The 26,637-nt window shown below is 66.0% G+C and carries 26 protein-coding genes; 15 read left to right on the top strand and 11 right to left on the bottom strand.

Translation table 11 applies throughout. The annotated features are described in order from the left end of the window. Complete coding sequence (gene greA, locus AC0CH3_RS02210) at positions 1 to 477, bottom strand: transcription elongation factor GreA (RefSeq protein WP_056018624.1); 477 nt, start codon at positions 475 to 477, stop codon at positions 1 to 3. Positions 478 to 549: 72 nt separating this feature from the next. Further along, positions 550 to 3,882 carry a carbamoyl-phosphate synthase large subunit gene (gene carB, locus AC0CH3_RS02205; RefSeq protein WP_354301709.1) on the bottom strand — a complete coding sequence of 1,111 codons (3,333 nt, stop codon included), beginning with the start codon at positions 3,880 to 3,882 and terminating at the stop codon, positions 550 to 552. A gap of 56 nt (positions 3,883 to 3,938) precedes the next feature. Here carB and AC0CH3_RS02200 point away from each other — a divergent pair, with 56 nt between their 5' ends. Then, a complete protein-coding gene (locus AC0CH3_RS02200) occupies positions 3,939 to 4,184 on the top strand; it encodes a FitA-like ribbon-helix-helix domain-containing protein (RefSeq protein ID WP_354301708.1) in 246 nt (81 codons plus the stop codon). Continuing rightward, positions 4,181 to 4,594 carry a type II toxin-antitoxin system VapC family toxin gene (locus AC0CH3_RS02195; RefSeq protein WP_354301706.1) on the top strand — a complete coding sequence of 138 codons (414 nt, stop codon included), beginning with the start codon at positions 4,181 to 4,183 and terminating at the stop codon, positions 4,592 to 4,594. Before AC0CH3_RS02200 ends, AC0CH3_RS02195 begins: the two co-directional genes overlap by 4 nt. 36 nt (positions 4,595 to 4,630) lie before the next feature. On the opposite strand, the gene carA is transcribed toward AC0CH3_RS02195, so the two are convergent. Continuing rightward, positions 4,631 to 5,899: a glutamine-hydrolyzing carbamoyl-phosphate synthase small subunit gene (carA, locus tag AC0CH3_RS02190; RefSeq protein ID WP_465237516.1), complete on the bottom strand. Its 1,269-nt coding sequence runs from the start codon at positions 5,897 to 5,899 to the stop codon at positions 4,631 to 4,633. Between the two features lie 140 nt (positions 5,900 to 6,039). Here carA and AC0CH3_RS02185 point away from each other — a divergent pair, with 140 nt between their 5' ends. From AC0CH3_RS02185 to rpoD, 4 genes are read left to right on the top strand one after another with little or no spacing between them, the layout of a single operon-like run. Next, a complete protein-coding gene (locus tag AC0CH3_RS02185; protein WP_056405543.1) occupies positions 6,040 to 6,492 on the top strand; it encodes a GatB/YqeY domain-containing protein in 453 nt (150 codons plus the stop codon). A gap of 57 nt (positions 6,493 to 6,549) precedes the next feature. Then, positions 6,550 to 6,975: an endonuclease domain-containing protein gene (locus AC0CH3_RS02180; protein WP_354301701.1), complete on the top strand. Its 426-nt coding sequence runs from the start codon at positions 6,550 to 6,552 to the stop codon at positions 6,973 to 6,975. Continuing rightward, positions 6,975 to 8,837, top strand: a complete 1,863-nt coding sequence (dnaG, locus tag AC0CH3_RS02175) for a DNA primase (protein WP_354301698.1) — start codon at positions 6,975 to 6,977, stop codon at positions 8,835 to 8,837. Before AC0CH3_RS02180 ends, dnaG begins: the two co-directional genes overlap by 1 nt. Continuing rightward, positions 8,837 to 10,864, top strand: a complete 2,028-nt coding sequence (gene rpoD / locus AC0CH3_RS02170; protein WP_354301696.1) for an RNA polymerase sigma factor RpoD — start codon at positions 8,837 to 8,839, stop codon at positions 10,862 to 10,864. The genes dnaG and rpoD overlap by 1 nt, the downstream gene beginning before the upstream one ends. A gap of 137 nt (positions 10,865 to 11,001) precedes the next feature. On the opposite strand, the gene mgtE is transcribed toward rpoD, so the two are convergent. Continuing rightward, positions 11,002 to 12,324: a magnesium transporter gene (mgtE, locus tag AC0CH3_RS02165; RefSeq protein ID WP_354302093.1), complete on the bottom strand. Its 1,323-nt coding sequence runs from the start codon at positions 12,322 to 12,324 to the stop codon at positions 11,002 to 11,004. A 303-nt stretch (positions 12,325 to 12,627) separates the two neighbouring features. Here mgtE and AC0CH3_RS02160 point away from each other — a divergent pair, with 303 nt between their 5' ends. The 3 genes from AC0CH3_RS02160 to AC0CH3_RS02150 all read left to right on the top strand — a co-directional run bounded on the left by AC0CH3_RS02160 (position 12,628) and on the right by AC0CH3_RS02150 (position 13,892). Continuing rightward, positions 12,628 to 12,873, top strand: coding sequence for a hypothetical protein (locus tag AC0CH3_RS02160; RefSeq protein WP_465237515.1), 246 nt, complete (start codon positions 12,628 to 12,630; stop codon positions 12,871 to 12,873). Between the two features lie 74 nt (positions 12,874 to 12,947). After that, positions 12,948 to 13,322 (top strand): STAS/SEC14 domain-containing protein, encoded by a 375-nt coding sequence (locus AC0CH3_RS02155; protein ID WP_354301692.1) that lies wholly within the window; start codon positions 12,948 to 12,950, stop codon positions 13,320 to 13,322. Positions 13,323 to 13,418: 96 nt separating this feature from the next. Then, on the top strand, positions 13,419 to 13,892 hold the full coding sequence (locus tag AC0CH3_RS02150; protein WP_354301691.1) for a hypothetical protein: 474 nt from the start codon (positions 13,419 to 13,421) through the stop codon (positions 13,890 to 13,892). Positions 13,893 to 14,127: 235 nt separating this feature from the next. Here the strand turns inward: AC0CH3_RS02150 and rplS are convergent, their stop codons facing one another. Next, positions 14,128 to 14,520 (bottom strand): 50S ribosomal protein L19, encoded by a 393-nt coding sequence (gene rplS, locus AC0CH3_RS02145; protein ID WP_056015633.1) that lies wholly within the window; start codon positions 14,518 to 14,520, stop codon positions 14,128 to 14,130. Positions 14,521 to 14,522: 2 nt separating this feature from the next. Next, positions 14,523 to 15,209 carry a tRNA (guanosine(37)-N1)-methyltransferase TrmD gene (gene trmD / locus AC0CH3_RS02140; RefSeq protein WP_354302091.1) on the bottom strand — a complete coding sequence of 229 codons (687 nt, stop codon included), beginning with the start codon at positions 15,207 to 15,209 and terminating at the stop codon, positions 14,523 to 14,525. A 402-nt stretch (positions 15,210 to 15,611) separates the two neighbouring features. On the opposite strand from trmD, the gene AC0CH3_RS02135 reads away from it, so the two are divergent. After that, positions 15,612 to 16,517 carry an NAD(P)/FAD-dependent oxidoreductase gene (locus AC0CH3_RS02135; RefSeq protein WP_354301689.1) on the top strand — a complete coding sequence of 302 codons (906 nt, stop codon included), beginning with the start codon at positions 15,612 to 15,614 and terminating at the stop codon, positions 16,515 to 16,517. Between the two features lie 81 nt (positions 16,518 to 16,598). Here the strand turns inward: AC0CH3_RS02135 and rimM are convergent, their stop codons facing one another. The 3 genes from rimM to ffh all read right to left on the bottom strand — a co-directional run bounded on the left by rimM (position 16,599) and on the right by ffh (position 19,479). After that, on the bottom strand, positions 16,599 to 17,156 hold the full coding sequence (gene rimM / locus AC0CH3_RS02130) for a ribosome maturation factor RimM (protein ID WP_354301687.1): 558 nt from the start codon (positions 17,154 to 17,156) through the stop codon (positions 16,599 to 16,601). A 234-nt stretch (positions 17,157 to 17,390) separates the two neighbouring features. Then, a complete protein-coding gene (rpsP, locus tag AC0CH3_RS02125; protein WP_354301685.1) occupies positions 17,391 to 17,813 on the bottom strand; it encodes a 30S ribosomal protein S16 in 423 nt (140 codons plus the stop codon). 121 nt (positions 17,814 to 17,934) lie between these two features. Further along, entirely contained in the window at positions 17,935 to 19,479 is a 1,545-nt protein-coding gene (gene ffh / locus AC0CH3_RS02120; RefSeq protein ID WP_354301683.1) for a signal recognition particle protein, read from the bottom strand. 268 nt (positions 19,480 to 19,747) lie between these two features. Between ffh and AC0CH3_RS02115 the strand changes: the two genes are divergently transcribed. The 4 genes from AC0CH3_RS02115 (at position 19,748) to AC0CH3_RS02100 (ending at position 24,405) form a co-directional block, all read left to right on the top strand. After that, the gene (locus AC0CH3_RS02115) at positions 19,748 to 21,373 is read left to right on the top strand and encodes a putative bifunctional diguanylate cyclase/phosphodiesterase (protein WP_354301681.1); all 1,626 of its coding nucleotides are present in this window, start codon (positions 19,748 to 19,750) and stop codon (positions 21,371 to 21,373) included. Between the two features lie 90 nt (positions 21,374 to 21,463). Further along, complete coding sequence (gene mtaB, locus AC0CH3_RS02110) at positions 21,464 to 22,735, top strand: tRNA (N(6)-L-threonylcarbamoyladenosine(37)-C(2))-methylthiotransferase MtaB (RefSeq protein ID WP_465237514.1); 1,272 nt, start codon at positions 21,464 to 21,466, stop codon at positions 22,733 to 22,735. Continuing rightward, positions 22,732 to 23,667, top strand: a complete 936-nt coding sequence (gene ftsY / locus AC0CH3_RS02105) for a signal recognition particle-docking protein FtsY (RefSeq protein WP_056015644.1) — start codon at positions 22,732 to 22,734, stop codon at positions 23,665 to 23,667. Before mtaB ends, ftsY begins: the two co-directional genes overlap by 4 nt. Positions 23,668 to 23,793: 126 nt before the next feature. After that, positions 23,794 to 24,405: a septation protein A gene (locus tag AC0CH3_RS02100; protein ID WP_268795866.1), complete on the top strand. Its 612-nt coding sequence runs from the start codon at positions 23,794 to 23,796 to the stop codon at positions 24,403 to 24,405. Between the two features lie 106 nt (positions 24,406 to 24,511). Here the strand turns inward: AC0CH3_RS02100 and AC0CH3_RS02095 are convergent, their stop codons facing one another. Together AC0CH3_RS02095 and pspF are read right to left on the bottom strand one after the other, a co-directional pair. Next, positions 24,512 to 25,126: a superoxide dismutase gene (locus tag AC0CH3_RS02095; protein ID WP_333994129.1), complete on the bottom strand. Its 615-nt coding sequence runs from the start codon at positions 25,124 to 25,126 to the stop codon at positions 24,512 to 24,514. Between the two features lie 137 nt (positions 25,127 to 25,263). Beyond that, positions 25,264 to 26,322, bottom strand: a complete 1,059-nt coding sequence (gene pspF / locus AC0CH3_RS02090; RefSeq protein WP_354301676.1) for a phage shock protein operon transcriptional activator — start codon at positions 26,320 to 26,322, stop codon at positions 25,264 to 25,266. A 171-nt stretch (positions 26,323 to 26,493) separates the two neighbouring features. Between pspF and AC0CH3_RS02085 the strand changes: the two genes are divergently transcribed. Beyond that, positions 26,494 to 26,631 carry a hypothetical protein gene (locus AC0CH3_RS02085; RefSeq protein WP_333994131.1) on the top strand — a complete coding sequence of 46 codons (138 nt, stop codon included), beginning with the start codon at positions 26,494 to 26,496 and terminating at the stop codon, positions 26,629 to 26,631. Positions 26,632 to 26,637 lie beyond the last annotated feature (6 nt).

Raw genomic sequence — 26,637 nt, 5'->3', positions numbered from 1 at the left:
TCAGATGAACTCGATCTTCGACACCACGTAATAGCGATCGCCCGCGGGCACCGTGACCTCGACCTCCTCGTCGAGCTTGCGACCAATCAGGCCACGCCCGAGCGGCGAATTGTACGAGATGCGGCCCGTCTTGGCGTTCGCCTCGGTCTGACCGACGATCTGGTACGTCACCGGCTTGTCGTTCTCATCGAGCAAGGTGACCGTCGCGCCGAACACGACTTTGTCACCCGACAGGTCCTTGGGATCGATGATCTGCGCGCGGGACAGCTTGTCCTCGATGTCCGAGATCGAGGCCTCGACCTGCCCCTGGCGTTCCTTCGCGGCATGATATTCCGCGTTTTCCGACAGGTCGCCATGCGCGCGCGCTTCTTCGATCGCGTCGACTATCGTCGGACGTTCGGCTTTCAGGCGCTTGAGATCCGCACTGAGCGTCTCATAGCCTTCCTGCAGCATCGGCATCTTTTCGACGGTCGCCATCATCTCGTCCCCAAATTCATTACCCGACGCGGGGCGCGATGGCCCCGCCCACACATCACGCTCATGTCGGGATCAGTTGTGCGACTGCGAATAATAGGATTGCAAGGGCCGTACTTCAAGGCTGTGCGTCGAAAGCTTGGCGATCGCCTTGGCCGCCTCGAGCGATGCGGGCGCGGTCGTGAAGTAGGGAATCCGCTGCCCGAGCGCGGACGCACGGATCGGTTGCGAGTCCTTCAGGCTCTGCCACCCCTCGGTCGTGTTGAAGATCAGCGCGATGTCGCCGTCCTTGATCCGGTCGACGATATGCGGCCGCCCCTGCGCGACCTTGTTGACCTTCTCGACCGGGAGCCCCGCACGCGCGAGGTAATCCGCGGTGCCGCCGGTCGCGACGATCGCAAAGCCCGTGTCGATCAGCGCCTTGACCGCCTCGACGATCATCGCCTTGTCACCGTCCTTCACGCTGACGAACACGTTGCCGCTCGTCGGCAGGATCGTCCCCGCCCCGAGCTGTGCCTTGGCGAAGGCCGTCGTGAAATCGGGATCGATTCCCATGACTTCACCGGTCGACTTCATTTCCGGTGACAACACCGGATCGACGCCCGGAAACTTGTTGAACGGGAACACCGCCTCCTTGACCGCATAATAGGGGATATGCCGGTCGATCGGCGGCAGGTCCTTGAGCTTCTCGCCCGCCATCACGCGCGACGCGATCTTGGCGATGGGCACGCCGATCGCCTTGGCGACGAACGGCACGGTGCGCGACGCACGCGGATTGACCTCGATGAGGTAAACGAGCCCGTCCTTCACCGCGAACTGGATGTTCATCAGCCCGACGACCGACAGCGCATGCGCCAGCGCCACCGTCTGCCGCTCGATCTCGGCGATGATCTCCGCGGACAGCGAATAAGGCGGGATCGAGCACGCAGAGTCGCCCGAATGGACGCCCGCCTCCTCGATATGCTGCAGCACACCCGCGACGACGACATCGGTCCCGTCGCAGATCGCATCGACATCGACCTCGATCGCATCGCGCAGATACTGGTCGATCAGCACCGGCGAGTCGCCCGACACCTGCACCGCGGTGGTGATGTAATCGTCGAGCTGCCCGAGCGTATCGACGATCTCCATCGCCCGCCCGCCAAGCACGTACGACGGCCGCATCAGCACCGGATAGCCGATCCGCTCCGCCGCCGCGACCGCCTCGTCGCGGCTGCGCGCGAGCCCGTTGGCGGGCTGGAGCAGACCCAGCTTGGTGATCAGCGCCGCGAACCGCTCGCGGTCCTCCGCCAGATCGATCGCGTCGGGCGTCGTCCCCAGGATCGGGATCCCGGCGGCTTCCAGCGCACGCGCGAGGTTCAGCGGCGTCTGCCCGCCAAACTGCACGATCACGCCGACGAGCTCGCCCTTCGACGCCTCGACATGCAGGATCTCGAGCACGTCCTCGGCAGTCAGCGGCTCGAAATACAGCCGGTCGCTGGTGTCGTAATCGGTCGACACGGTCTCCGGGTTGCAGTTGACCATGATCGTCTCATAGCCCGCATCGGCGAGCGCGAAGCATGCATGGCAGCAGCAATAATCGAACTCGATCCCCTGCCCGATCCGGTTCGGCCCGCCGCCAAGGATGACGATCTTCTTCCGGTCGGTCGGCGCGGACTCGTTTTCGGGCTCGCCGAAGCTCGGCGCCTCATAGGTCGAGTACATATACGGCGTCTTGGCGTCGAATTCGGCCGCGCAGGTATCGATCCGCTTGAACACCGGCCGCACGCCGAGCTTCAGGCGATGCTGGCGCACCTCCTCCTCGGTCACGCCGCCGGTCATCGCCTTGACGACCTCGTGGATCAGCCCCGACCCGCGCGCGATCCCGCGGTTCATGCCCCGCAGATTGGCAGACTGCAGCGCGAGCCAGGCGAGCCTTTTGTCGCTGAACCCCATGCTCTTCAGACGCCGCATGCCCGCCGCGTCGATCGGCAGCCCGTCCTTCATCACCTCGGCCTCGGCCGCGATGATCTCGGCGATCCGCTCGAGGAACCACGGATCATACTTGGCGATCGCGTGCACCTCGGCGACGGTGAAGCCCTCGCGCAACGCCTGAGCGGCGACCAGCAGCCGGTCGGGGGTCGCGACGGCCAGTGCCGCCTCGATCTCCCCGCGCGGCGCGCCGACCAGATGGTCGACCTGGTTGAAGCCCGACAGCCCGGTCTCGAGCCCGCGCAACGCCTTCTGCATCGATTCATGGATGTTGCGGCCGATCGCCATCACCTCGCCGACAGACTTCATGGCGGTGCCGAGCGTGCTCGACGCACCCTTGAACTTCTCGAACGCGAAGCGCGGGATCTTGGTGACGACGTAGTCGATCGTCGGCTCGAAGCTCGCGGGCGTCGCGCCGGTAATGTCGTTCTCGATCTCGTCGAGCGTGTAGCCGACCGCGAGCTTGGCCGCGACCTTGGCGATCGGGAAGCCCGTCGCCTTCGACGCCAGCGCCGACGAACGCGACACGCGCGGGTTCATCTCGATGACGACGAGCCGGCCGTCCTTCGGATTGACCGCGAACTGGACGTTCGAACCGCCTGTTTCGACACCGATTTCCCGCAGCACCGCGATCGATGCGTTGCGCATGATCTGGTATTCCTTGTCGGTCAGCGTCAGCGCCGGCGCGACCGTGATCGAGTCGCCAGTATGGACGCCCATCGGATCGACATTCTCGATCGAGCAGATGATGATCGCGTTGTCCTTGCGGTCGCGCACCACCTCCATCTCATACTCTTTCCAGCCGAGCAGCGATTCCTCGATCAGCACCTCGGTGGTCGGCGACAGGTCGAGCCCGTTGCGGACGATCGCGATAAACTCCTCGCGATTATACGCGATCCCGCCGCCCGATCCGCCCATCGTGAAGCTCGGCCGGATGATCGACGGAAGCCCCGTCTTTTCAAGCCCTTCCAGCGCTTCCTCGACAGTATGTGCGATCGCCGAGCGCGCGCTTTCGAGCCCGATCCGGTCCATCGCGTCGCGGAACTTCAGCCGGTCCTCCGCCATGTCGATCGCATCGGCATCCGCGCCGATCATCGTCACGCCGAACTTTGCGAGCGTACCGTCATGGAACAGCGCGAGCGCGGTGTTCAGCGCGGTCTGCCCGCCCATCGTCGGCAGGATCGCGTCGGGCCGCTCCTTCTCGATGATCTTGGCGACGATCGCGGGCGTGATCGGTTCGACATAGGTCGCGTCGGCCAGCTCGGGATCGGTCATGATCGTCGCGGGGTTCGAATTGACGAGGACGATCCGGTAACCCTCCTCCTTCAACGCCTTGATCGCCTGCGTGCCCGAATAATCGAACTCGCACGCCTGGCCGATGACGATGGGTCCTGCGCCGATGACGAGGATGGAGGAGATGTCGGTGCGTTTTGGCATTGTTAACCTGCAATCATGGAATACGATGATGGCATTGCCATCACAGGAGGCAGCGCATGGCGAATGTGACGATCAAGAATCTGCCCGACGACGTTGAGCAGGACCTGCGTGATCGGGCCGTACGCAATGGCCGATCGCTGGAAGACGAGGCACGTCATACGCTGATCGCGCTCGTCAGACCCGAGCAACCCGAGCTCCGCAAAGGCTTGTTCGAAATGCTGTACGAGGCCAGCCGACCGGGCATCGATCTGCCGATCCCGCCGCGAAGCCGCGCGCGTATCCTGACCTTCGACGACGAGTGATCCTGGTCGACACCAACGTCTGGAGCGAGGCGTTCCGACCGACGCCGGACCCGACCGTGCGCAAATGGGCGCAGGCCAATGCGGACCGGCTGTGGCTATCGACGATCGTGGCGGGCGAACTGTTGGCGGGCGTCGAATTGCTGCCCGTGGGTCGCAGGCGGACGACGATCGAGCAGGGCTATGGTGACCTTCTCGAAACCTATCGTGACCGGATAGCGCCGTTCGACCTTGATGCGGCACGACATTTTGCGGTCGTGCTGGCGCTTCAGGCGCGAGCCGGACGCAATCCGGATACCGCAGACGTACAGATCGCAGCAACGGCGCTTGCCCGTGGGATGTCGCTCGCGACGCGAAATACGAGGCATTTCGACGGCCTGGGGCTCGCGCTGATCGATCCGTGGCAGGCGTGATCGCCTGCTGACACGTCAGGCCAGACGCGGCCCTGATCACCGTAGCGAACCCACAAACCGCTCGAACAGATACAGGCTGTCCTGCGGCCCCGGGCTCGCCTCGGGGTGATACTGCACCGAGAACGCCGGCTTATCGGTCAGCTCGAGCCCCGCATTCGACCCGTCGAACAGCGACACATGCGTCTCGCGGACGTTCGCCGGCAGGCTGTCGCGCTCGACCGAAAAGCCGTGGTTCATGCTGGTGATCTCGACCGCGCCATCGGAGAGGCGCTTGACCGGATGGTTGGCGCCGCGGTGGCCCTGGAACATCTTGGTCGTGGTCGCGCCGACCGCGAGGCCGAGCAGCTGGTGGCCAAGGCAGATGCCGAACAGCGGCTTGCCCGTCTCGAGCAGCTCGCGGATCACCGGCACGGCGTATTCGGCCGTAGCGGCGGGATCGCCCGGGCCGTTCGACAGGAAGATGCCGTCGGGCGCGAGCGCCATCACCTCGTCATAGCTCGCGGTGGCAGGCACGACGGATACCTTCGCGCCCGCGGCGACGAGGTTGCGGAAGATGTTGCGCTTCGAGCCGTAATCGATCGCGACGACATGCGGGTGGGCCGCACTCGCGACGGGGGCATCGCCTTCGCCCGGCGCGAACGATTGGGGCGACGCATCCCCTTCCCCGTTCGTGCTGAGCGCAGTCGAAGCACCGCTCTCCCCATAGCCGAACCCAAGCCGCCACGTGCCGCCCGGCGCCTGATCCCCCCAGCCATAATGCATCTCGGTCGATACGCCCTTGGCGAGGTCCATCCCCTCGAGCCCGGGCCAGCCCCGCGCCATCGCCAGCAGCGCGGCGACGTCGAACTCGCCGCTCGCCGAATGCGCGATCACGCCGTTGGGCGCGCCGCCGACGCGAATCCGCCGCGTCAGCGCGCGCGTGTCGATCCCCGACAGGCCGATCCGCGCATGCCGCTTCATCCAGCCGTCGAGGCCCTCGACCGCGCGGAAGCTCGAGGGGCTCGTAACGTCCTCGCGGACGATGATGCCCAGCGCGTGCGGGTCGTCCGCCTCGATATCGTCGGGGTTCGCGCCGACATTGCCGATATGCGGAAAGGTGAAGCAGATCATCTGCCCGGCGAAGGACGGATCGGTCAGAACCTCCTGGTACCCGGTCATCGCGGTGTGGAAGCACACCTCGCCGACCGCCTCGCCCTCGGCGCCGAACCCGCGCCCCCAGATCACGTCGCCATTGGCAAGCACGAGCACGCCGGTCGCGCCGGCGGGCTTTGCCGAAGACATGGGTGTAGGCTGGGCGTCGGCCATCAGGCTGGGCACTCTCTTTACGTTGACGATGTCGCTAAGTGGTGTCCGCTAAGGCCGGCGTGCCGCAGCGTCAATCTGTTAAACCTTGGCTCGACGCGCTATCGCGTCCGGCTATCCCGAACCGCCTGAAAGACCCGTATATGATTCGCGACGACATCAAGGCCGCGCAGCTCACCGCGATGAAGGCCGGCGACAAGGAGAGCCGCAACGCCATCTCGTTGATCCAGGCCGCAATCAAGAACCGCGACATCGAGGCGCGGACCGGCAAGGCACCCGAAAGCGACGACGCGCTGGTCATCGAAGTGCTCCAGAAGATGGTCAAGCAGCGCCGCGAGTCGATCGAAATGTTTTCGAACGGCGGCCGCCAGGAACTCGCCGACGCCGAGGCCGCGGAGGTTGCGGTAATCGAACGCTTCCTGCCCGCGCAGATGGACGAGGCGGAAACGACGGCCGCGATCCTCAAGATCAAGGACGAACTCGGCGCGACCGGCATGAAGGACATGGGCCGCGTCATGGCCGAGCTGAAGGCGCGTCATGCGAGCGAGCTGGACATGAGCAAGGCGAGCGGGCTGGTGAAGGCGGCGCTGAGCTAAATGGACGAGGACGCCCCCCTTCTTCCTCCCCTCCCGCAAGCGGGAGGGGACCGAGGGGTGGGCCCGCGCCATCGACTGGACCGACCGACCGAGAGAGCTCGCAACCTCCGCAACGACGCGACAGATGCCGAGCAGATGTTATGGCGACAACTCAAAGGCTCGAGGCTCCTGAACCTCAAGTTCAGTCGCCAGCTCCCCATCGCCGGTTACTTCGCCGACTTCGTCTGCCGCTCGCACAAGCTGATCGTCGAGCTCGACGGCACCCAGCATTGCGAACACCAATCCTATGACGAGGCGCGAACCCGCGACCTCGCAGCAGCAGGCTACCGCGTCATCCGCTTCTGGAACAACGATCTGACGAGCAACATGGGCGGCGTTTTGGAGACCATTGTCAGCGCTGCGATCGGAACCGAGCGCGTGCCCACCCCCCAGCCCCCTCCCGCAAGCGGGCGGGGGGGCTCGGTCGAGGCTGGAACGGACTGATGGCCCTGACCCCGCAATTTCTGGACGAGCTGCGCGGCCGTACGTCGCTGTCGGCGCTGATCGGCAAGACCACCAAGCTCACCAAGGCCGGGCGTGAGCACAAGGGCTGCTGCCCGTTCCATAACGAGAAGACGCCCAGCTTCTACGTCAACGACGACAAGGGCTTCTACCACTGCTTCGGCTGCTCCGCGCATGGCGACGCGATCAAGTGGATGACCGACCAGCGCGGCCTGCCCTTCATGGACGCGGTCAAGGAACTCGCCCAGGCCGCCGGGATGGACATGCCCGCGATGGACCGCCAGTCCGCCGCCAAGGCCGAACGCGCCAAGGGCCTGCACGAGGTGATGTCCGACGCCGCCGACTGGTTCGTCGAGCAGCTGAACGGCCTCGCGGGCAACGACGCCCGTGCGCTGCTCGACCGCCGCGGCATCACGCCCGAGACCGCGCGCGCGTTCGGCATGGGGTTCGCCCCCGACAGCCGCGGCAAGCTCAAGACCGCGCTGAAAACATACGGCGACCCGATGCTTGTCGAGTCGGGCATGCTCATCAACGTCGAGGGCAAGGCCCCGTACGACCGCTTCCGCGGCCGCCTGATGATCCCGATCCGTGACCCGCGCGGCCGGACGATCGCGTTCGGCGGGCGCGTGCTCGACGGCGGCGAGCCCAAATACCTCAACTCCCCCGACACCCCGCTCTTCGACAAGGGCCGCACGCTCTACAACCTCGACAAGGCCGCCCCCGCGTCGCGCAAGTCGGGCCGCGTCCTCGTGGTCGAAGGCTATATGGACGTCATCGCGCTAGCCCAGGCCGGGTTCGGCGAGGCCGTCGCCCCGCTCGGCACCGCACTCACCGAAGCGCAGCTCGAACGCCTGTGGCGGATGGTCGATGTCCCCCTGCTCTGCTTCGACGGCGACAGCGCCGGCCAGAAGGCCGCGCTCAGGGCAGCCCACCGCGCGCTCCCCCTGCTCGCCCCCGGCCGCAGCCTCGCCTTCGTCACGCTCCCACAAGGCCAGGACCCCGACGATCTCGTCCGGTCGGGCGGCCCCGCCGCGTTCGAGGCGCTGCTCAAAGCCCCCGAACCGCTCGTCGACCGCCTCTGGGCGTCCGAAGTCGCCGCCGAGGCGCTCGACACCCCCGAACAACGCGCCGGCCTCAAGCGCCGCCTCCACGAGCTTGCGGAAGGGATCGCCGACGCATCGGTGAAGCAGGAATATCAGTCCGAGTTCAAGGACCGCTTCTACAAGCACTTCAAACCCGTCCGCGCGCCCTTCGTCCCCCGCGGTGAACGCCCGAAAGGCGGGTGGAAGCCCCCCGCCGCGCCCGTCACTGAAGACGCGAAGGCGTTTCTCGCCACCGGAATCGACCGCGTGCTGGCGAAGGCCGTGCTCGCCGGGCTGATCCGCCATCCCGTTGAGATCGCCCGCCACATGGAGGTGCTGGGGCCGCTGCAGCTCATCGACGGCGCGCTCGGCCGGCTGTTCGAGGCGGTCGTCGATGTTGCACTTGAGGACCAGAAGCTTGATAGCGGGCGACTTCTCACCATATTGGCGAGGTCCGGTTTCAATTCAGTCGCGAGTGACCTGTTGAGAGCCGATACGATGCCCTACTCGTTCACGCAGACCACGGCCGATCCCGCCCGCGTCCGCGCCGACCTAGACGAGGCGATCGCGATCATGGTCGCGCGTCCCGAGGTCGATGCGGCGCTCAAACAGGCGACCGCGGCGATGCAGACGCACTTCACCGAAAGCGCGTTCGAACGACAAGTGGCTATGGTAAGAGAGAAACAGGCGTTGGAAGTCCGACTTGCAAATCTTGTACAGTCGAACGAAGACGCCCGAGCGTTGGGTACCGAGGGCGATTGATGGCTAAGGCGAACATGGCGGAACCCGCCGAGACGAACGACACCGGCGATGCGCCACTGATCGACATGAACGATGCGTCGATCAAGAAGGTCATCGCGCGCGCCAAGAAGCGCGGCTACATCACCTATGATCAGCTCAACGAAGCCTTGCCGCAGGGCGAGATGTCGTCCGATCAGATCGAGGACATCAGCGCCGCGCTGAGCGAGATGGGTATCAACATCGTCGACAACGACGAAGCCGGCGAGGAAGGCGAGGCCGAGCCCGCCAAGGACGACGACGACGAGCCGGAGACCGCCGACGCGGAAGCCGACGCGGGTCCCGCGATCGAGAAGAAGAAGGAGACCGTCGATCGCACCGACGATCCGGTCCGCATGTATCTTCGCGAGATGGGCGCGGTCGAGCTGCTCAGCCGCGAGGGCGAGATCGCGATCGCCAAGCGGATCGAGGCGGGTCGCGACACGATGATCCTGGGTCTGTGCGAATCGCCGATCACCTTCAACGCGATCATCGACTGGTCGACCGCGCTCAACGAGGGCACGATGCAGTTGCGCGAGATCATGGATCTCGACGCGATGCTCTCGAAGGACCCAGCGCCCGAGGCGATGGCCGAGGACGGCGAAGCCGACGACGGCGAGATCAGCGAGAAGAACGCCGGCCCCTCGTTCAAGGAAGAGGCCGAGCCCGAAGAGCCGTCCGCCGACGAGGACGAGGACGGCGAGCGCCGCGCCCCGCGCGCGTCGGACGACGAGGAGGAGGACAACACCCTCAGCCTCGCGCAGATGGAGGAACAGCTCAAGCCGATCGCACTCGAGCGCTTCGCCAACATCACCGCGCTCTACAAGAAGTTCAGCAAGATCCAGCAAGCCCGTGTCGACGCGATGGGCATCGGCGGCGAGTTCTCGGCCGCCGACGAGCGCAAGTACCAGAAGCTGCGCGAGGAACTCACCGCAGAGGTCGAGAGCGTCCAGTTCCACAACGCCAAGATCGAATATCTCGTCGATCAGCTCTATGCGTATAACCGTCGCCTGACCGCGCTGGGCGGCCAGATGCTGCGCCTCGCCGAGCGCCACAAGGTGCCGCGCAAGGACTTCCTCGATCGCTATATCGGTCACGAGATCGACGAGAACTGGCTGGCGACGGTCAACAAGGTCGACAAGAAGTGGACCGCGTTCGTCGCCAACGAGAGCGAGGCGGTCGAGCGCATCCGCGCCGAGATCGCCGATATCACGCAGCAGACCGGCATGGCGCTCACCGAGTTCCGCCGGATCGTCAACATGGTCCAGAAGGGCGAGCGCGAGGCGCGTATCGCCAAGAAGGAAATGGTCGAGGCGAACCTGCGGCTCGTGATCTCGATCGCCAAGAAATACACGAACCGCGGTCTTCAGTTCCTGGATCTCATCCAGGAGGGCAATATCGGCCTGATGAAGGCGGTCGACAAGTTCGAGTATCGCCGCGGCTACAAGTTCAGCACCTATGCGACCTGGTGGATCCGCCAGGCGATCACCCGCTCGATCGCCGATCAGGCGCGCACGATCCGCATCCCGGTCCACATGATCGAAACGATCAACAAGCTGGTCCGCACCAGCCGCCAGTTCCTCCACGAGCAGGGCCGCGAGCCGACCCCGGAAGAAATGGCCGAGCGCCTCTCCATGCCGCTCGAGAAGGTCCGCAAGGTGATGAAGATCGCCAAGGAGCCGATCAGCCTCGAAACGCCGATCGGCGACGAGGAGGATAGCCACCTCGGCGACTTCATCGAGGACAAGAACGCGATCATCCCGGTGGATGCCGCGATCCAGGCGAACCTCAAGGAAACCGTCACGCGCGTGCTGGCGAGCCTCACCCCGCGTGAGGAACGCGTGCTGCGCATGCGCTTCGGCATCGGCATGAACACCGACCACACGCTGGAAGAGGTCGGCCAGCAATTCTCGGTGACGCGCGAGCGCATTCGCCAGATCGAGGCGAAGGCGCTGCGCAAGCTGAAGCATCCGAGCCGCAGCCGGAAAATGCGGAGCTTCCTCGACCAGTAAGCGGTCGTAAGATGCCGGAACGAAAAAGGGCCGCGGTGGCAACACCGTGGCTCTTTTTCGTCGCGTACGTCATTCCATGACGCTGCCCGCGCGACCTGCAAATCGAGCGTAGCGGGCCGGTGGTATTCCCGCCGAACTTACAACAGCGTCCCCGACAGGATCGCCAGTGCAATTGAAAAATAGATTACGAGCCCCGTCACATCGACGAGTGTCGCGACAAACGGCGCAGAGGCGCTCGCTGGATCGAAGCCGAGCCGCTGCAGCGCAAAGGGGAGCATCGATCCTGCAAGTGATCCGAACGTGACGATCGCAACGAGTCCCATCGCGACCGTGACCGCGATCAGCGACCAATGCGGGCCATAGTCGTAAAAGCCCAGCCCCTGCCACGTGGCGATACGTGCGAACCCCAGCAGCCCGAGAATGCTGCCGAGAACGAGCCCTGCGGGCAACTCACGCAGTGCCACCCGCCACCAATCCCTGACGCGCACCTGACCGAGCGCCAGCGCGCGGATGATCAGTGAGGTCGCCTGTCCGCCGCTATTGCCTCCGGAACTCATGATCAGCGGAATGAACAGCGTGAGCACCACGGCACGTGCCAGTGCGTCCTCGAAGTGCTGCATGACGCTGGCCGTCAGCATCTCCGACAGGAACAGGATGCTGAGCCACCCAGCCCGCTTGCGGATCATCGCGCCGAAACGGGTATCGAGGTAGGCGCGATCAAGCGCCTCGACTCCTCCGAATTTCTGGGCATCCTCCGTATGTTCGGCAACCAGCGCATCGACCACGTCGCGGATGGTAACGATGCCGAGGGGGCGATCTTCGGCATCGACGACGGGAAGCGCCAGCAGATCATGGCGACGGATCAGGTCGGCCACCCATTCGCGATCGGTGTCCGGCGACGCCTTGACCGTTTCACCGGCGCCGGCCAGCGCGAGCGCGACCGACGCCGGATCGGCGACGATCAGACGCCGAAGCGACACCGTCGCGGCGAGCCGGCCCGTGTCGTCGATGAGGAAAACCGAATAGATCGCTTCACGACTGCGTTCCGCGGTACGGATCTGGCCGAGGACCTCCCCGACAGTGGCCGCCGCCGGGGCTGCAACATAATCGGTGGTCATCATGCCGCCCGCGCTATCCGCGGGCCAGGCGAGGAGGATGTCGAGCGAGCGCCGCACAGCGGGTGGCAATGCCGCAAGGATCAGCGCCGCGACGTGCGTGTCCATTTCGGCCAGTACATCCGCTGCTCGATCATCTGCCATCCGGGCAACAAGCTGCACAGCCCGCGCGAGCGGCAACACCGCCAGGACCTCCGGCGCCGTGGTGAAGTCTGACCGGTTGAGTGCCCCTACCGCCTGCTCATCTGCCATCTGGGCAAGTGTCCGGGCGGCTTGCTTCCGTGGAAGCGACTGGAGCATCTCGACGATATCGGCGAGGGAGGGGCCACGCGTCGCGGGCCGCAGGCTGGCGGCGACGCCAGCGAACTAGCAGACGGCCGTAGAGCGTGCGGTCATACTGGAACTGTCACTGGACATGTTCATGCTTCCTGGACTGACACGGGAATCCGTATCGCCGCCTTCGTGGGCAACGTCGGGCGGCCCGTCAACCCGCAAGCGCATTCTTGGCCCGAGACGTTCAGGATCGCGCGCAGGGATCCCCGTCGACACGGATATCGTGCCGGCACAAGGAATTGTCCGCCCGGTTGCTCGTTGGCGCATCCCCACATACGGGTTAAGCTGAGACCCAACGACCAGCAGGCCCCGTGTATGTTTCACAAGCTCAATCCCCGGATCCGCATGTTTCTGGAACAGGTGGTCTGGGTCGTCGGAAGCTATCTCGCCGCCACCGGGCTCCTCGCGATCCTCATGCACAAGGTTGCAGGCCCGCCCTGGTGGGTGCTCCCGCTGTTCCTGACCGCATCGGCGTGCGCCGCGGCGTTTCGCGACATGTCGGGCGACAGTGCTACGAGCGTGCGGCCTTCCGCGCACGATAGTGACGTAACCCCCCGTTAAACCTCGACTGTTACGCTCTCCCCATGAAGGCGTCATGGATAGTCGCGGCAGAGCCGCAGCGGAATTATCTCCGCATGAAGATCTCGGGCTTCTTCACGGTCGACGACGTCGCGGCGTTCGCCGCCACCGTCGCGGCGGAGATCGCGGTGTTGAAGCGCCAGGCGGGGGCGCTGCCACACGTGACGCTGTGCGACACGCGCGGGGTGCAGATCCAGTCGCAGGACGCGGTCGCCGCGTTCACCGCGATGCTCGACAACCCCGCCGCCCGCTCGCGCCGGCTCGCTTATGTCGTCGATGCCGCACTCGCACGGATGCAGATCCGCCGCCTCACCGAACGCAGCGACGCCGGCTATTTCGACACCGTCGAGGCCGCCGAGGCCTGGCTCTTCGCCGAGGATGCGGACCCCGCCCTGCCCGGCGCTACGCCTCCCGCGACCCCGGCCCCCTAGCCCCGCTCCCCTCGACCGGCCGGTACGCGCCGGGGACGCGCAAAAAATGGCTCGCGACCGCGCCGCGCATGGTGTCGGGGCCGCTATGATACGGCGATGAAAGCGCACTTCTCCATCCGGGTCGACGTCCCGCGCAGCCTTGTCGTCATCACCATGGCCGGGTTCTTCGAGCCCGCGGACATCGCGCGGTTCGTCGCCGCGCGCAACGACGCGCACCGCCTGCTGACCTGCGGCGCGAACCAACAGGTCACGCTGATCGACATCCGCGCGATGGATATCCAGGCGCAGGACAGCGTCGCCGCGTTCCGCGCGGTCCTCGTCGATCCCGCCAGGGCCTCGCGCCGGCTCGCCTTCGTCGTCCCGCAGTCGCTCGCGCGGATGCAGATCCAGCGCGCCGCCGACAGCCGCGCGGCGCACTATTTCGGCTCGCTCGAGGATGCCGAGCACTGGCTGATGGCACCCGACCCTGACCCCGCGCCCGTGCCAGCCGCCACAGGGACACCGGCCGCTCCCGCCGCCCCTGCGGCCTCCACCGCCACGTCGAGAGCGGACGCCGCACTTCCCGCCTGACGGCGCTGCGCAGGAGCGCGTTGGAAGGACCATCGCTGTCTACATCGCGCCGGTCCCGCTGCCGCGCCGCACTATCCGGGGCAAGCATCACCAAAGCCGCCCCGGCGCCTCAACCTCTTTAACTTGACCGTCTCGATGGGGCCCGCCCGCGCGGACGGCGCGCACGAAAAAGGGCGCGGGGACCAACGCCCCCGCGCCCTTTTCCCTGTCGAACCCGGCGTACCGGGCCGCGCGATTACTCGGCGGCTGCGGTGCCCTTGGCCGGACGGTTGTCGCGGCGCTCGGCGATACGCGCCGACTTGCCGGTACGACCACGCAGGTAATACAGCTTGGCGCGACGCACCGCGCCCTTGCGGACGACTTCGATCGAATCGATGTTGGGCGAGTACAGCGGGAAGACGCGCTCGACGCCCTCGCCGAAGCTGATCTTGCGCACGGTGAAGTTGCTGCCCATGCCCTTGTTCGAGCGCGCGATGCACACGCCCTCATAGTTCTGAATACGCGTGCGCTCGCCTTCGACGACCTTCACGCCGACCTTCAGCGTATCGCCGGGGCGGAAATCGGGGATCGTCTTGTTGGCCAGGAACTTCGCGATGTTCTCGGCTTCGATCGTCTGCAACAGGTTCATAGTCAGTCCTCGTGTCGCCGCGCGCCAGAGGGCGACTGGACCCGAGCGCCCTCATGGCGCTCCCAAAGGTCCGGTCGCCGTGACCGTGTATCGATCTCCGCGCGGCGCTTGCGCCATGCGTCGATCTTCGCATGATCCCCCGATCGCAGCACCTGCGGGATCGTGCGCCCTTCCCATATCTGAGGTCGGGTATAATGCGGATATTCGAGAAGCCCCGTTTCGAAGCTCTCGTCATCCCCACTAGAAGCCGCGCCCATTACGCCGGGGAGCAGCCGAATGCAAGCATCGAGCAGCACCAGCGCGCCCATCTCGCCCCCCGACAGGATATAGTCGCCGATCGACACCTCCTCGATGGCGCGCGCCTCGAACAGTCGTTCGTCGAACCCCTCGAACCGCCCGCACAACACGGTGACGCCGGGGCCCGCTGCCAGCTCACGGACGCGCTCCTGCGTCAGCGGCCTGCCGCGCGGCGTCATCGCCAGCACCGGCCGCCCATCCGCGACGCTGTCGATCGCCGCGGCGACCACGTCTGCGCGGAGCACCATCCCCGCGCCGCCACCCGCCGGTGTGTCGTCGACCGAGCGATGCTTGTCGGTCGCGAAGTCGCGCAGTTGAACGGGCTGGCATGACCACCGCCCCTCCCCCAGCGCCCGCCCGGCGAGCGACGTGCCGAGCGGCCCGGGGAACATCTCGGGGTACAGCGTCACGATCGTCGCCGCCCAGGGTAGCTCACCCGCCGCCAGCCGCGCCAGACGCGCCTCCTCCTGCGCCGCCACAAGGACCTGGGAGACGACGTCGGCGGGAAATTCACACTCCCGCGCCTTCAGCCATTTCAGGCGCGCGAGGAACGCGTCGGCGCTGTCCTCGACATAGTCCGCCTCCACCCCGCATCGCGCGACCGCAGGCTCGGCGACCTGTGCGACGTACCGCCGCACCCCCTCCGCGGTTTCCGACGCATAGGCGTGGAGATCGCCCTCCGACCAATCACAATAGCTCATGCTGCCCGCCGCTATCACTCCCGCGCCTGGCTTGCGATAGCGATCGAGCGTTTCGCCACCGGAACGGATTCGCCGCGCCGCGCTTATAGCGGGATGGACGATTGCATCATCATCGGCGCCGGGCCTGCGGGCCTCACCGCGGCGATCTATCTCGCGCGGTTCCACCTTTCGATCCGGCTGTTCGACTGCGGCAGCAGCCGCGCCGCTTTGATCCCCTGCACGCACAACCACGCCGGCTATCCCGAGGGGATCCGCGGCACCGATCTGCTCGCGCGGATGCTCGCGCAGGCAGAGACCTATGGCGCCGTGCGCGAGGGCGCGCGCGTCGACGCGATCGAGGTCGATGACGACGGCTTCACCGTCCGCCTGGGCGATCGCCGCGCCCGCGCGCGGAGCGTCCTGCTCGCGACCGGCGTGGTCAACAATCGCCCCGCCATGCCCGACGCGGTCCACGACCAAGCGCTCGAGGCCGGCCTGTTCCGCTATTGCCCGATCTGCGACGGCTACGAGGTGACGGACAGGCGTGTCGGCGTGATCGGCACCGGCGACCACGGCATGCGCGAGGCGCTGTTCCTGCGCGGCTACACTAAGGACGTGACGCTGATCGCCCCGGACGGCGGCCACGAACTAGATCCGAAATGTGAGGCGGCGCTGGACGACGCTGGGATCTTCCGCGTCGGCGGCCCCTGCGGCAACTATGCGATCGAAGGCGATCAGCTCGCGCTGGATACCGTCGAGGGGCGGATGTCGTTCGACAGCGTCTATCCCGCGTTAGGCTCGGTGATCCGATCGGAACTCGCCGTCGCGGCCGGCGCACGCGCGACCGCCGAAGGGTGCCTAAAGGTCGACGACCACCAGCGCACCTCGATCCCCGGGCTGTTCGCGGCAGGCGATGTCGTGAAGGGGCTCGACCAGATCAGCCACGCGATGGGCGAAGCCGGGGTGGCCGCCACGACGATCCGCAACATGCTGTCGGAACAGCGCCCGATCCGGCGATGACTTAGCGACGATGTGTCCCCGCGAAGGCGGGGACCCAGACTGGGCTCCCGCCTTCGCGGGAGAACAGGCGCGCCCGAGGAATTAATCGGTCGCGAAAGACGCCTCGACCACGAGCCGTTCCGAATCCCATTCGGGCACCGCCTCGACGCGCATCGGCACCATGAACCGCTTGCCGGGCTTCTCGTCCACGGCAGGCCGCTCGATCTCGATGACATCGCCCGCGCCGAAATTGTCGATCGCAACGACGCGCCCGATCGCCTCGCCATCGGTCGAGACGGCTGCGAGCCCGATCAGGTCGGTATGATAATATTCGCCGTCTTCCAGTGGCGGCAACGACGACCGCGGCACGGTCAGTTCGGTCCCGCGCATCGCCTCGGCGGCATTGCGATCGGCCACCTCGGCGAAGCGCGCGATCGTGCCGTTGTTGCCGGCACGCGCGGACTTGAGGCTCAGCGCGCCATCGTTGAAGCTCTTATACGCCGCGAAATTCTCGGCAAAGACCTTCAGCCGCACCTCGCCGCCGATGCCGTGCGCGCCGATCACGACGGCGAGCGTCACGCTACCCTTGCGCGGAGCCGGTGTCGGGTCCGGGGCTGTCGTCGGCGCCTTCTGCGGGGTCTTCGGCGGAGACGCCTTCATTGCTGGCATCTTCGATGTCCTCGGGTGCGGGGGCTGTTCTGGGATCTGGATCGGGGGTCATCATGCGCTCCTTGTGGGTGACAGACCGACAAAGAACGCATGAACCGCCGTTCGGCTGCGGGCATCGCCGCTCCCAATCCGTCATCCTGGGCTCGACCCAGGATCCAGAGCCTAGGACGTTGCCGTCCCTGGCTCTGGATCCCAGCCTTCGCTGGGATGACGAGGAAGACGATCTTACGAAGCAGCTTCTTCGGTCTCGGCAGCAGGTGCCTCTGCCTCGGCAGGAGCCGCCTTTGCAGCCGCTTCGGCCTCGGCAGCTTCGGCCGCCTTGGTCGCACGCTCTTCAGCGCGCTCGGTGGCCTTCTCGCCGGGCTTGCCCTTGTTCGGGTTGTTGCGCGCCGAACGCTCGAGAACGCCTGCGGCATCGAGGAAGCGAGCGACACGGTCGGTCGGCTGCGCGCCGACGCTCAGCCAATGCTTTGCGCGGTCGGCGTCGAGCTGCACGCGCTGCTCGTTGTCCTTGGCGAGAAGCGGGTTGTAGTTGCCGATCTTCTCGATGAAGCGGCCGTCACGCGGGCTGCGCGCATCGGCAACGACGATCTTGTAATAGGGACGCTTCTTGGAGCCACCGCGCGCGAGGCGAATGTTGATTGCCATGATATTTTCCTTCTGGATCTAAACGTCACCCCAGCAAAAGCTGGGGTCTTTGGGTTGGTAGGTCCCGCACTCTCACCGGGAGATCCCAGCGTTCGCTGGGAAGACGGTGGGGCGCGGAGGGTTATTTCTTCTTCAGAAAATCGTCGAAGCCCGCGGGCAGCTGCGGCATCTTGCCGCCAAGGCCCGGCAGGCCGCCCCCGGAATTGCCGCCCGGAAGCCCGCCTGTGCCGGCCTTGTTGAGCATGTCGCCCATCTGCGGCCCGCCGATCGCATTACCGATGCCGCCGAGACCGCCGCCCATGCCGCCCTTACCGAGCATCGCCATCATGCCCTTCATACCGCCCATCTTCTTGATCTTCTTCATGGCGGTCGACATTTCGAGGTGCATCTTGAGCAGCTTGTTGACCTCCTGCACCGTGGTGCCGGAGCCCTTGGCGATGCGGATCTTGCGCTTGGCGTTGATCAGCTCGGGCTTGTTGCGCTCCTTGATCGTCATCGATCCGATCATCGCGTCCATATGGACGAGGACCTTCTCGCCGCCGACCGAGGCGACCGCGCCCTGCGCCTTCTTCATGCCGGGGATCATCCCCGCCAGCGCGCCGAGCCCGCCCATCCGCTGCATCTGCGCGAGCTGGGCACGCAGGTCGTTCATGTCGAACTGACCCTTGGCCATCTTGGCGGCCATCCGCTCGGCGTCTTCGACCTGGATCGACTCCGCCGCGCGCTCGACCAGGCTGACCACGTCGCCCATGCCGAGGATCCGGCCGGCGACGCGCTCGGGATGGAACGCCTCGAGCGCATCGAGCTTCTCGCCGGTGCCCGCAAACTTGATCGGCTTGCCGGTGACCGCACGCATCGACAGCGCCGCGCCGCCACGCGCATCGCCGTCCATCCGGGTCAGCACGATACCCGTCAGCGGCACCTGGTCGGAGAAGTTCTGCGCGACGTTGACCGCGTCCTGCCCGGTCAACGAGTCGACGACGAGCAGGATCTCGGCCGGCTTGGCGACATCCGCGACCGCCTTCATCTCGTCCATCAGCGCCTGGTCGACATGGAGTCGACCCGCGGTGTCGAGCATCAGGACGTCATAGCCCTGCAGCTTGGCCGCCTGCATCGCGCGCCGCGCGATATCGACCGGCTGCTGGCCAGCCACGATCGGCAGCGTCGAAACCTCGATCTGCGTGCCGAGCGTCGCCAGCTGCTCCTGCGCGTTCGGGCGATTGACGTCGAGCGACGCCATCAGCACCTTCTTGCGCTCGCGCCCGTTGCCGCCGATCGCCGACTGCCCCGCCGCGAGCCGCTTGGCGATCTTCGCAGTGGTCGTCGTCTTGCCCGAGCCCTGAAGCCCGACCATCATGATGACCGCGGGCGGCGTGACGCCCAGTTCGAGTTCGGAGGCCTCGGCGCCGAGCATCTCGACCAGCGCGTCGCTGACGATCTTGACGACCTGCTGCCCGGGCGTGACCGAGCGGAGCACGTTCTGGCCAACGGCCTTCTCGGTCGCCTTCTCGACGAAGTCGCGCGCGACGGGCAGCGCGACGTCGGCCTCGAGCAGCGCGACGCGCACCTCGCGCATCGCTGCGCGCACGTCCGCTTCGGTCAGCGCACCCCGGCCGCGAAGGCGGTCGAAGACGCCGCCAAGTCGATCGCTCAGGCTTTCGAACATCGAAATACTCCAATACACCGTCACCAAACGCAAAAGCGCCGGCGGGCGAAACCTCGCCGGCCAGCGTGCATCCTTGGATGCTCGTCTTATGCGTCCCGTGACGGAACGTGGAACGCCCGATACGCGACCGCGCCGCTTGATGCAAGATGGCGCCCGCCGGGCAGTTGCGCACGACGCTCCGCACCGCGGCTAAACCGCCTCTTAACGGGTCCTACACATTTCGCGCGCAGATGTGATGTAGATCATAAGCGCAAAGGCCCGTCATCGCATGACAGCATCGCCGGCGGCTCCCCGCCTGCCCCGCAACATCAGCCGTGAGTTCGTCACGGGTGCCGTGACGGGCGCGGCTGCGTTGTTGCTGGTCGGTACCGGCGGCGCGGTTCTGCTCGACGCGATCGCGCATGTCACGGGTGACGGGACGGGAATCGACCACCGGCTGATCGTCGCGATGCTGCTCAACGTCGCGCTCATTTTTTTCGGGGTCCTGCGCTATCGTGCGTTGTCCGTCGAATTGAACGAAGTCGCCGATGCGGGGATGCGGGATCGGATCCTCGCGCAGCGCGATCCGCTTACGGGGTTCCTCAATCGGCGCAGTCTGTCGGAAGACGGCGCGACCTTGTTCGGGAGCGCGCGTCGCCGCGGCAAGGCGGTCGCGATGCTGATGATCGACATCGACCTCTTCAAGGGCGTCAACGATCTGCACGGCTATGCGATCGGTGACCTGCTGCTCATCCATGTCGCAGAGACGATCGCCGCGATCGTTCCGGGGTCGAGCCTGCTGGCGCGACTCGGCGCGGATGAATTTGCCTGCGCCTTCATCTTCGACCCCTCGCATCAGGAAGTCGCCGACCGCATCGCCGAGCGTCTCGTCGCCGGTCTGGCCACGCCGTTTCGCGCCAACGGGATCGAGATCCATACCAGCGCCTCGATCGGCGTGGCGCGCTCGGATGCGGATTGCGCCTCGATCGACGCGCTGCTCCGTACTGCGGACATCGCGCTGCACGCCGCGCGGACGAACGGCCGCAACCGCCATGCATGGTTCAGTCCGTCAATGGAGCGCACGCTCCAGCTTCGCGGCGAACTCGAGACGGGTCTGCGCCATGCGATTCCGGCGCAACAGATCATTCCCTGCTTCGAACAGCAGGTCGATCTCGCAACGGGGCGTGTCACGGGGTTCGAGGTGCTTGCGCGGTGGGAACACCCTACCCGCGGCACGATCACCCCCGACGTCTTCATCCCGATCGCCGAGGAGATCGGCGCGATCGGCGACCTCTCGCTGTCGATCATGCGGCAGGCATTCACCGCGGCGCGCGATTGGGATGCGGCGCTGACATTGTCGGTCAACATCTCGCCGCTCCAGCTTCGCGACGCGTGGCTCGCACAGAAGATCATCAAGACGCTCGTCGAGACGGGCTTCCCCGCAAGCCGGCTGGAAATCGAGATCACCGAGAGCGCGCTGTTCGACAACCTGCCGCTCGCGCAATCGATCGTTGGAAGCCTGAAGAACCAGGGTATCCGCCTCGCGCTCGATGATTTCGGGACAGGCTATTCGAGCCTCGCGCATCTGCGCGCGCTGCCGTTCGACCGGATCAAGATCGACAAGAGCTTCGTCGCTTCTATCCTCGAAAACCCCGAGAGCATGGCGATCGTCAACACGATCGCGCGGCTTGGCGACAGCCTCAACCTGCCGACCACCGCGGAGGGAATCGAGGACGCCGCGGTCGAGGAACGCCTCTGCGCGATCGGATGCGCCAAGGGTCAGGGCTATCTCTATGGCCGCCCCCTCAACGCCGCGCAGGTCCGCCGGATGCTCGCCGAGAAGCGCCTCCTCGCGCACCAGCCCGACAGCGAGTTCCCGGCACTGCGCGATTCGTCGCCCCGCCTCGCAAGCTGACCGACCGGCCGACAGGCCCGCGCCTGCACGGTCCACCCGCGCCAAAGAGATTGCGTGGACTTCGCGCAACGTCGCTTATAGATCGCACCCATGCCATCCGCCCCCCTGCCTCAGGCTGCGCCAGAGGCCGGTCCCGACGTCGTCAGTCTGGGTTGCCGCCTCAATATCGCCGAAAGCGAAACGATTCGCGCACTGGTCGCGGGGCGGGACATGGTCGTGGTCAACAGCTGCGCGGTCACCAACGCCGCGGTGAAGGCGACCCGCGTCGCGATCCGGCGCGCCCGCCGCGACCGTCCATCGGCGCAGATCGTCGTCACCGGCTGCGCAGCGCAGATCGATCCCGCCAGCTTCGCCGCGATGTCCGAGGTCGACCGGGTTATCGGCAATGCGGACAAGCTGTTGCCGTCTGCGTGGCAGAGCGAGGCTGCGGTCCTGGTCTCCGACGTCATGGCGGTTCGCGAGACCGCACCGCATCTCGCCGCGAGCTTTTCCGCCCATGCCCGTGCGTTCGTCGAGGTCCAGAACGGATGTGACCACCGGTGCACCTTCTGCGCGATCCCCTTCGGTCGCGGTCCGAGCCGTTCGGTCCCCGCTGGCGCGGTCGTCGATCGCATCGCGGGCCTCGTCGACGCCGGGCACAGCGAGATCGTCCTGACGGGCGTCGACCTCACCAGCTACGGCCCCGACCTGCCGGGCGCCCCCACGCTTGGTCACCTCGTCGAGCGGATCCTCACGCACGTGCCCGCATTGCGGCGGTTGCGGCTGTCGTCGCTCGACGGGATCGAGATCGACGACCGGCTCTTTGCCTTGCTGACGGGGGAGGCGCGGATCATGCCGCACGTCCATCTGTCACTGCAGGCCGGGGATGACATGATCCTCAAGCGCATGAAGCGCCGCCATTCGCGCGCCGAAAGCGTCGATCTGGTCCAGCGACTCAAGGCGGCCCGTCCGGATATCGCGATCGGTGCGGACCTGATCGCGGGCTTCCCGACCGAGGACGACGCGATGTTCGCGAACACGCTCGCGCTGATCGACGATTGCATGATCGTCCACCCGCACATCTTCCCCTATTCGCCCCGCGCCGGCACGCCCGCTGCACGCATGCCCCCGGTCGAGCCTGAGATCCGCCGCCACCGCGCGACGCTGTTGCGCGAGGCGGGTGAGGCGGCACGGACGAAGTGGTGGCGCGGACTGGTCGGCACCACGCAGGACCTGCTTGTCGAGCGACCCGGCGATCGCGGCCATATCGGTAACTTTGCCGAAGTCGTGCTGGACGAAACCGCGATACCGGGCGAAATCGTCCGCGTCAGAATCACCGGCGCAACGGGCGACCGCCTGAGCGCAACACGGGACAACACATGAGCACCACCCCCACCTGGCACGACAAGCTGCTCGGCGGCTTCAAGCGCACGTCCGACCGGCTCGTCGGCAATCTCGCCGGCCTTGGCGGCGCACGCCTCGACGACGCGACGCTCGACGATATCGAGGAGGCGCTGATCGCCTCCGATCTCGGGCCCGAGACCGCTGGCCGGATCCGCCATCGCCTGTCGGAGGGCAGCTTCGAGCGAAACATGGAGGAACTCGGCATCCGCGTCATCGTCGCGGAAGAGGTCGAGAAGGTCCTCGCGACCGTCGCGAAGCCGATCGAGATCGACGCGTTTCCACGCCCGCAGGTCATCCTTGTCATCGGCGTCAACGGCTCGGGCAAGACCACGACGATCGCCAAGCTCGCGCATCTGTTGATGGAGCAGGATTACGGCGTGATGCTGGCCGCAGGCGACACGTTCCGCGCCGCCGCGATCGGGCAGCTTCGCACCTGGGCCGAGCGCGTCGGCGTGCCGATCGTCACGGGCCCGGAGGGCGGCGACGCGGCAGGCGTGGTGTGGGACGCGGTCAAGAAGGCGACCGAGACGGGGATCGACGTGCTGATCGTCGACACCGCGGGCCGGCTCCAGAACAAGCGCGAGCTGATGGACGAGCTGGCGAAGATTCGCCGCGTGCTCGGCCGCATCAACCCCGAGAGCCCGCACGACATCGTGCTCGTGCTCGATGCGACGACCGGCCAGAACGCGCTCCAGCAGATCGAGGTCTTCAAGGAGGTCGCGGGCGTGACCGGGCTCGTGATGACCAAGCTCGACGGCACCGCGCGTGGCGGCGTGCTCGTCGCGGCGGCCGAGAAATACGGCCTCCCCATCCACGCGATCGGCATTGGCGAGGGCATGACCGACCTCCGGCCGTTCGATGCGAACGAGGTCAGCCGGATCATCGCGGGCGTGGAGAGCGTTCGGAAGTAACGCTCCGTCCGGAGGGGTTACCCTCCGTTCGTCCTGCGCGACGTCGAATGACCGGCCAGCTTGTGGCAATGTCGTTCGACTATGGTCGGGGCGAACCGGATTTCACCGCATTTCTTGGAAGACACAGTGACCAAATCCCCCCTGCCCCCCGGTCTTCGCATGGCGATCGACTATGGCCCGCTCGCGATCTTCTTTGCGGTGAACTCGCTCACCCCGGGCGCACCGATCGCGCGCGTCGTCGCCGCGACGACCGCGTTCATCATCGCCACGATCGTCGCGATGATCGTCTCCAAGGTGAAGTCGGGGCATATCTCGCCGATGCTGTGGATGTCGGGCGCGCTGATCGTCGTGTTCGGCGGACTGACGATCTATTTTCACGACCAGCGCTTCATCCAGATGAAGCCGACGATCATCTACGCGATGTTCGCCGCAATCCTGACGTTCGGGCTCGTCACTGGCCGCCCGCTGCTCCAGTCGCTGCTCGGCACGGCGTATCCGGGACTGTCCGCGGACGGCTGGCGCAAGCTCACGCGTAACTGGGCGGTGTTCTTCGTGTTCATGGCGGTGCTCAACGAAGCGGTCTGGCGCAACAGCACATGGGATTTCTGGGTCGGCTTCAAGCTCTGGGGCGCGATCCCGCTGACGCTGATCTTCGCGTTCGCCAATATTCCGATGCTGTTGAAGCATGGACTGCAAACGGGCGACAAAGCCGTGACCGACTTGCCGCCCGAAGGGTAACGCAAAAACCCGTCATCGCAGCAACGCTGCAATCTCCCCGTGTCAGCGGTCACAACTACCACGGGGATACCCCGGCTGTCGCCGGGGTGACGGTTCAAGCGTCAGTTCAGCCCGCGACCTTCGCGTAGCGCTCGCCGACCACGTCCCAGTTCACGATGTCCCACCACGCCTTCAGATAGCCCGGACGGTCGTTCTTGTACGTCAGGTAATAGGCGTGCTCCCACACGTCGTTACCGAGAAGCGGCGTACCCGGCTCCTTGGCGTCGTCCATCAGCGGGTTGTCCTGGTTCGGCGTGCTGGTCACCTTCAGCTTGCCGCTGGCGTCGGCGATCAGCCATGCCCAGCCCGACCCGAACTGGCCCGCACCCTTGGTGTTGAATTCGTCCTTGAGCTTGTCGAGGCCGCCAAAGTCACGATCGATCGCCTCTGCCAGCTTGCCCGACGGGGCCTGGCCAGCCTTGGGCGCCATCGTCTTCCAGAAGAAGTCATGGTTCCAGAAGCCGCCGCCATTGTTGCGGACGAGCGGCGGTTGCGACGAGATCATCCCGAGAATGTCCTCGATCGACTTGCCCGCCAGCGCGGAGTCCTTCTCGACACCTTCATTCAGCTTCGCGGTATACGCCGCATGATGCTTGTCGTGGTGAAACTTCATCGTCTCCTGATCGATCACCGGCTCGAGCGCGTCATAGGCGTAAGGCAGCGGCGGTAATTCGAAAGCCATCGGAAGTCTCCTTGGTGAATGGGTTGGACGTTAAACGCCCGCCCGCCCCAAATGGTCCGCGCAAAGTCGTTCCGCAAGCGTCCCGACCACCCTGCGCGGCGATAGCGAGGGTGCAGGCATCACAAGTTGGTAACGGGTCAGCCGCCGGCGTTCAGCAGGTCGTGGCGCTTCAACGCATGCCGCAACTGGTCATAGGACAGGCCGAGCGCTTCCGCCGTCGCCCGCTGGTTGAACCGGTGTTCGGACAATGCCTTGGCAAGGAGATCGCGCTCGAACCGCGAGACGCGCGACTTGAAATCGGACGGCCCTTCTTCACACGCGACGACGGGATCGTCCTCGTCGATCGCTGCGACGTCGGGCTGGCGGGCGGGCGGTGCGGCCGGGACGATGGTCTGAGGCCGAGGCGCCTGCCCCGCACCGGGGCGGTGCGGCGACTGGAACGGGTCGATCTCGATCTCGTCGATCGGACCCGCCTGCTCCCACCGATAGACCGCGCGCTCGACGACGTTGCGCAGTTCGCGGACATTGCCCGGCCAGCGGTACGCGACCAGCGCGTCCATCGCGGCAGGCCCGAACCCTTCCCACCGATCGCGCCCGAGTTCGGACGCCATGCGCCGCCCGAAATGCTCGGCAAGCACCACCACGTCGCCGCTCCGCGCGCGCAACGGCGGCAGTGTCACCACCTCGAACGACAGCCGATCGAGAAGGTCCGCGCGAAACTCATGGCGATCGACCTTGTCGGGCAGATGCTCGTTCGTCGCGGCGACGATCCGTACGTCGACACGCCGTGGCCGCGACGATCCGATCCGCGTGATCTCGCCATATTCGACCGCGCGCAGCAACCGGTCCTGCGCCGCCATCGACAACGTCCCCAACTCGTCAAGGAACAGCGTGCCGCCATCGGCCTCCTCGAACCGCCCGACGCGCGCCTTGGTCGCGCCCGTGAACGCCCCCGCCTCGTGCCCGAACAACTCGGCCTCGATCAGCGACTCGGGCAGTGCCGCGCAGTTCATGATCACCAGCGGTTGATCCCAGCGCGGCGACAGGCGATGCAGTCGCTCCGCGACCAGTTCCTTGCCCGTTCCCCGCTCGCCGATCACGAGCACGGGACGGTCGAGTGCAGCCGCACGCGATGCGCGTTCCAGCGCCCCCATGAAGGTGCTCGATTCCCCGATGACCTGCGTTGTTCGCTCCATGACGAAGATGTGGCGCGATTTACCAACTCTTCGCAAGCACCTGATCGATATCAATCTGAAGGAAATCGCTAAGTAACGGTTTTTCCGCCTTTTTCAAAACTGGCACGACTGATGCAAAGCTTGAGACAATCCGCACACAGGCGGAACATCGCACCATCAGGGAGTTCCATCATGTTCAAGACCGACATCATCCGCACCGTTGCCGCCGCACTCTGCACCATCGTCTTCAGCGCGACCTGCGTGCTGGGCGCAGTCGCACCGGCGCATCAAGCGAACGCGGTCGCGGCCCGCACCGCAATCGTGGCATAAGCGCCC

The sequence above is a fragment of the Sphingomonas sp. AC449 genome (assembly GCF_979253475.1).
Note: the sequence above shows the minus strand (reverse complement) of the source record. Positions and strands in the feature narration are given on the sequence as shown.

Coding starts and splice junctions, on each gene's coding strand:
- AC0CH3_RS02155 (WP_354301692.1), top strand. CDS start 12,948: ATGAAGATCTCGGGCTTCTTCACGGTCGACGACGTCGCGGCGTTCGCC.
- dnaG (WP_354301698.1), top strand. CDS start 6,975: ATGGCCCTGACCCCGCAATTTCTGGACGAGCTGCGCGGCCGTACGTCG.
- AC0CH3_RS02185 (WP_056405543.1), top strand. CDS start 6,040: ATGATTCGCGACGACATCAAGGCCGCGCAGCTCACCGCGATGAAGGCC.
- AC0CH3_RS02095 (WP_333994129.1), bottom strand. CDS start 25,126: ATGGCTTTCGAATTACCGCCGCTGCCTTACGCCTATGACGCGCTCGAG.
- AC0CH3_RS02150 (WP_354301691.1), top strand. CDS start 13,419: ATGAAAGCGCACTTCTCCATCCGGGTCGACGTCCCGCGCAGCCTTGTC.
- rplS (WP_056015633.1), bottom strand. CDS start 14,520: ATGAACCTGTTGCAGACGATCGAAGCCGAGAACATCGCGAAGTTCCTG.
- rpsP (WP_354301685.1), bottom strand. CDS start 17,813: ATGGCAATCAACATTCGCCTCGCGCGCGGTGGCTCCAAGAAGCGTCCC.
- ftsY (WP_056015644.1), top strand. CDS start 22,732: ATGAGCACCACCCCCACCTGGCACGACAAGCTGCTCGGCGGCTTCAAG.
- rimM (WP_354301687.1), bottom strand. CDS start 17,156: ATGAAGGCGTCTCCGCCGAAGACCCCGCAGAAGGCGCCGACGACAGCC.
- pspF (WP_354301676.1), bottom strand. CDS start 26,322: ATGGAGCGAACAACGCAGGTCATCGGGGAATCGAGCACCTTCATGGGG.
- rpoD (WP_354301696.1), top strand. CDS start 8,837: ATGGCTAAGGCGAACATGGCGGAACCCGCCGAGACGAACGACACCGGC.
- mtaB (WP_465237514.1), top strand. CDS start 21,464: ATGCCATCCGCCCCCCTGCCTCAGGCTGCGCCAGAGGCCGGTCCCGAC.
- AC0CH3_RS02200 (WP_354301708.1), top strand. CDS start 3,939: ATGGCGAATGTGACGATCAAGAATCTGCCCGACGACGTTGAGCAGGAC.
- AC0CH3_RS02160 (WP_465237515.1), top strand. CDS start 12,628: ATGTTTCACAAGCTCAATCCCCGGATCCGCATGTTTCTGGAACAGGTG.
- carA (WP_465237516.1), bottom strand. CDS start 5,899: ATGGCCGACGCCCAGCCTACACCCATGTCTTCGGCAAAGCCCGCCGGC.
- ffh (WP_354301683.1), bottom strand. CDS start 19,479: ATGTTCGAAAGCCTGAGCGATCGACTTGGCGGCGTCTTCGACCGCCTT.
- trmD (WP_354302091.1), bottom strand. CDS start 15,209: ATGTTCCCCGGGCCGCTCGGCACGTCGCTCGCCGGGCGGGCGCTGGGG.
- AC0CH3_RS02115 (WP_354301681.1), top strand. CDS start 19,748: ATGACAGCATCGCCGGCGGCTCCCCGCCTGCCCCGCAACATCAGCCGT.
- AC0CH3_RS02085 (WP_333994131.1), top strand. CDS start 26,494: ATGTTCAAGACCGACATCATCCGCACCGTTGCCGCCGCACTCTGCACC.
- carB (WP_354301709.1), bottom strand. CDS start 3,882: ATGCCAAAACGCACCGACATCTCCTCCATCCTCGTCATCGGCGCAGGA.
- AC0CH3_RS02135 (WP_354301689.1), top strand. CDS start 15,612: ATGGACGATTGCATCATCATCGGCGCCGGGCCTGCGGGCCTCACCGCG.
- greA (WP_056018624.1), bottom strand. CDS start 477: ATGGCGACCGTCGAAAAGATGCCGATGCTGCAGGAAGGCTATGAGACG.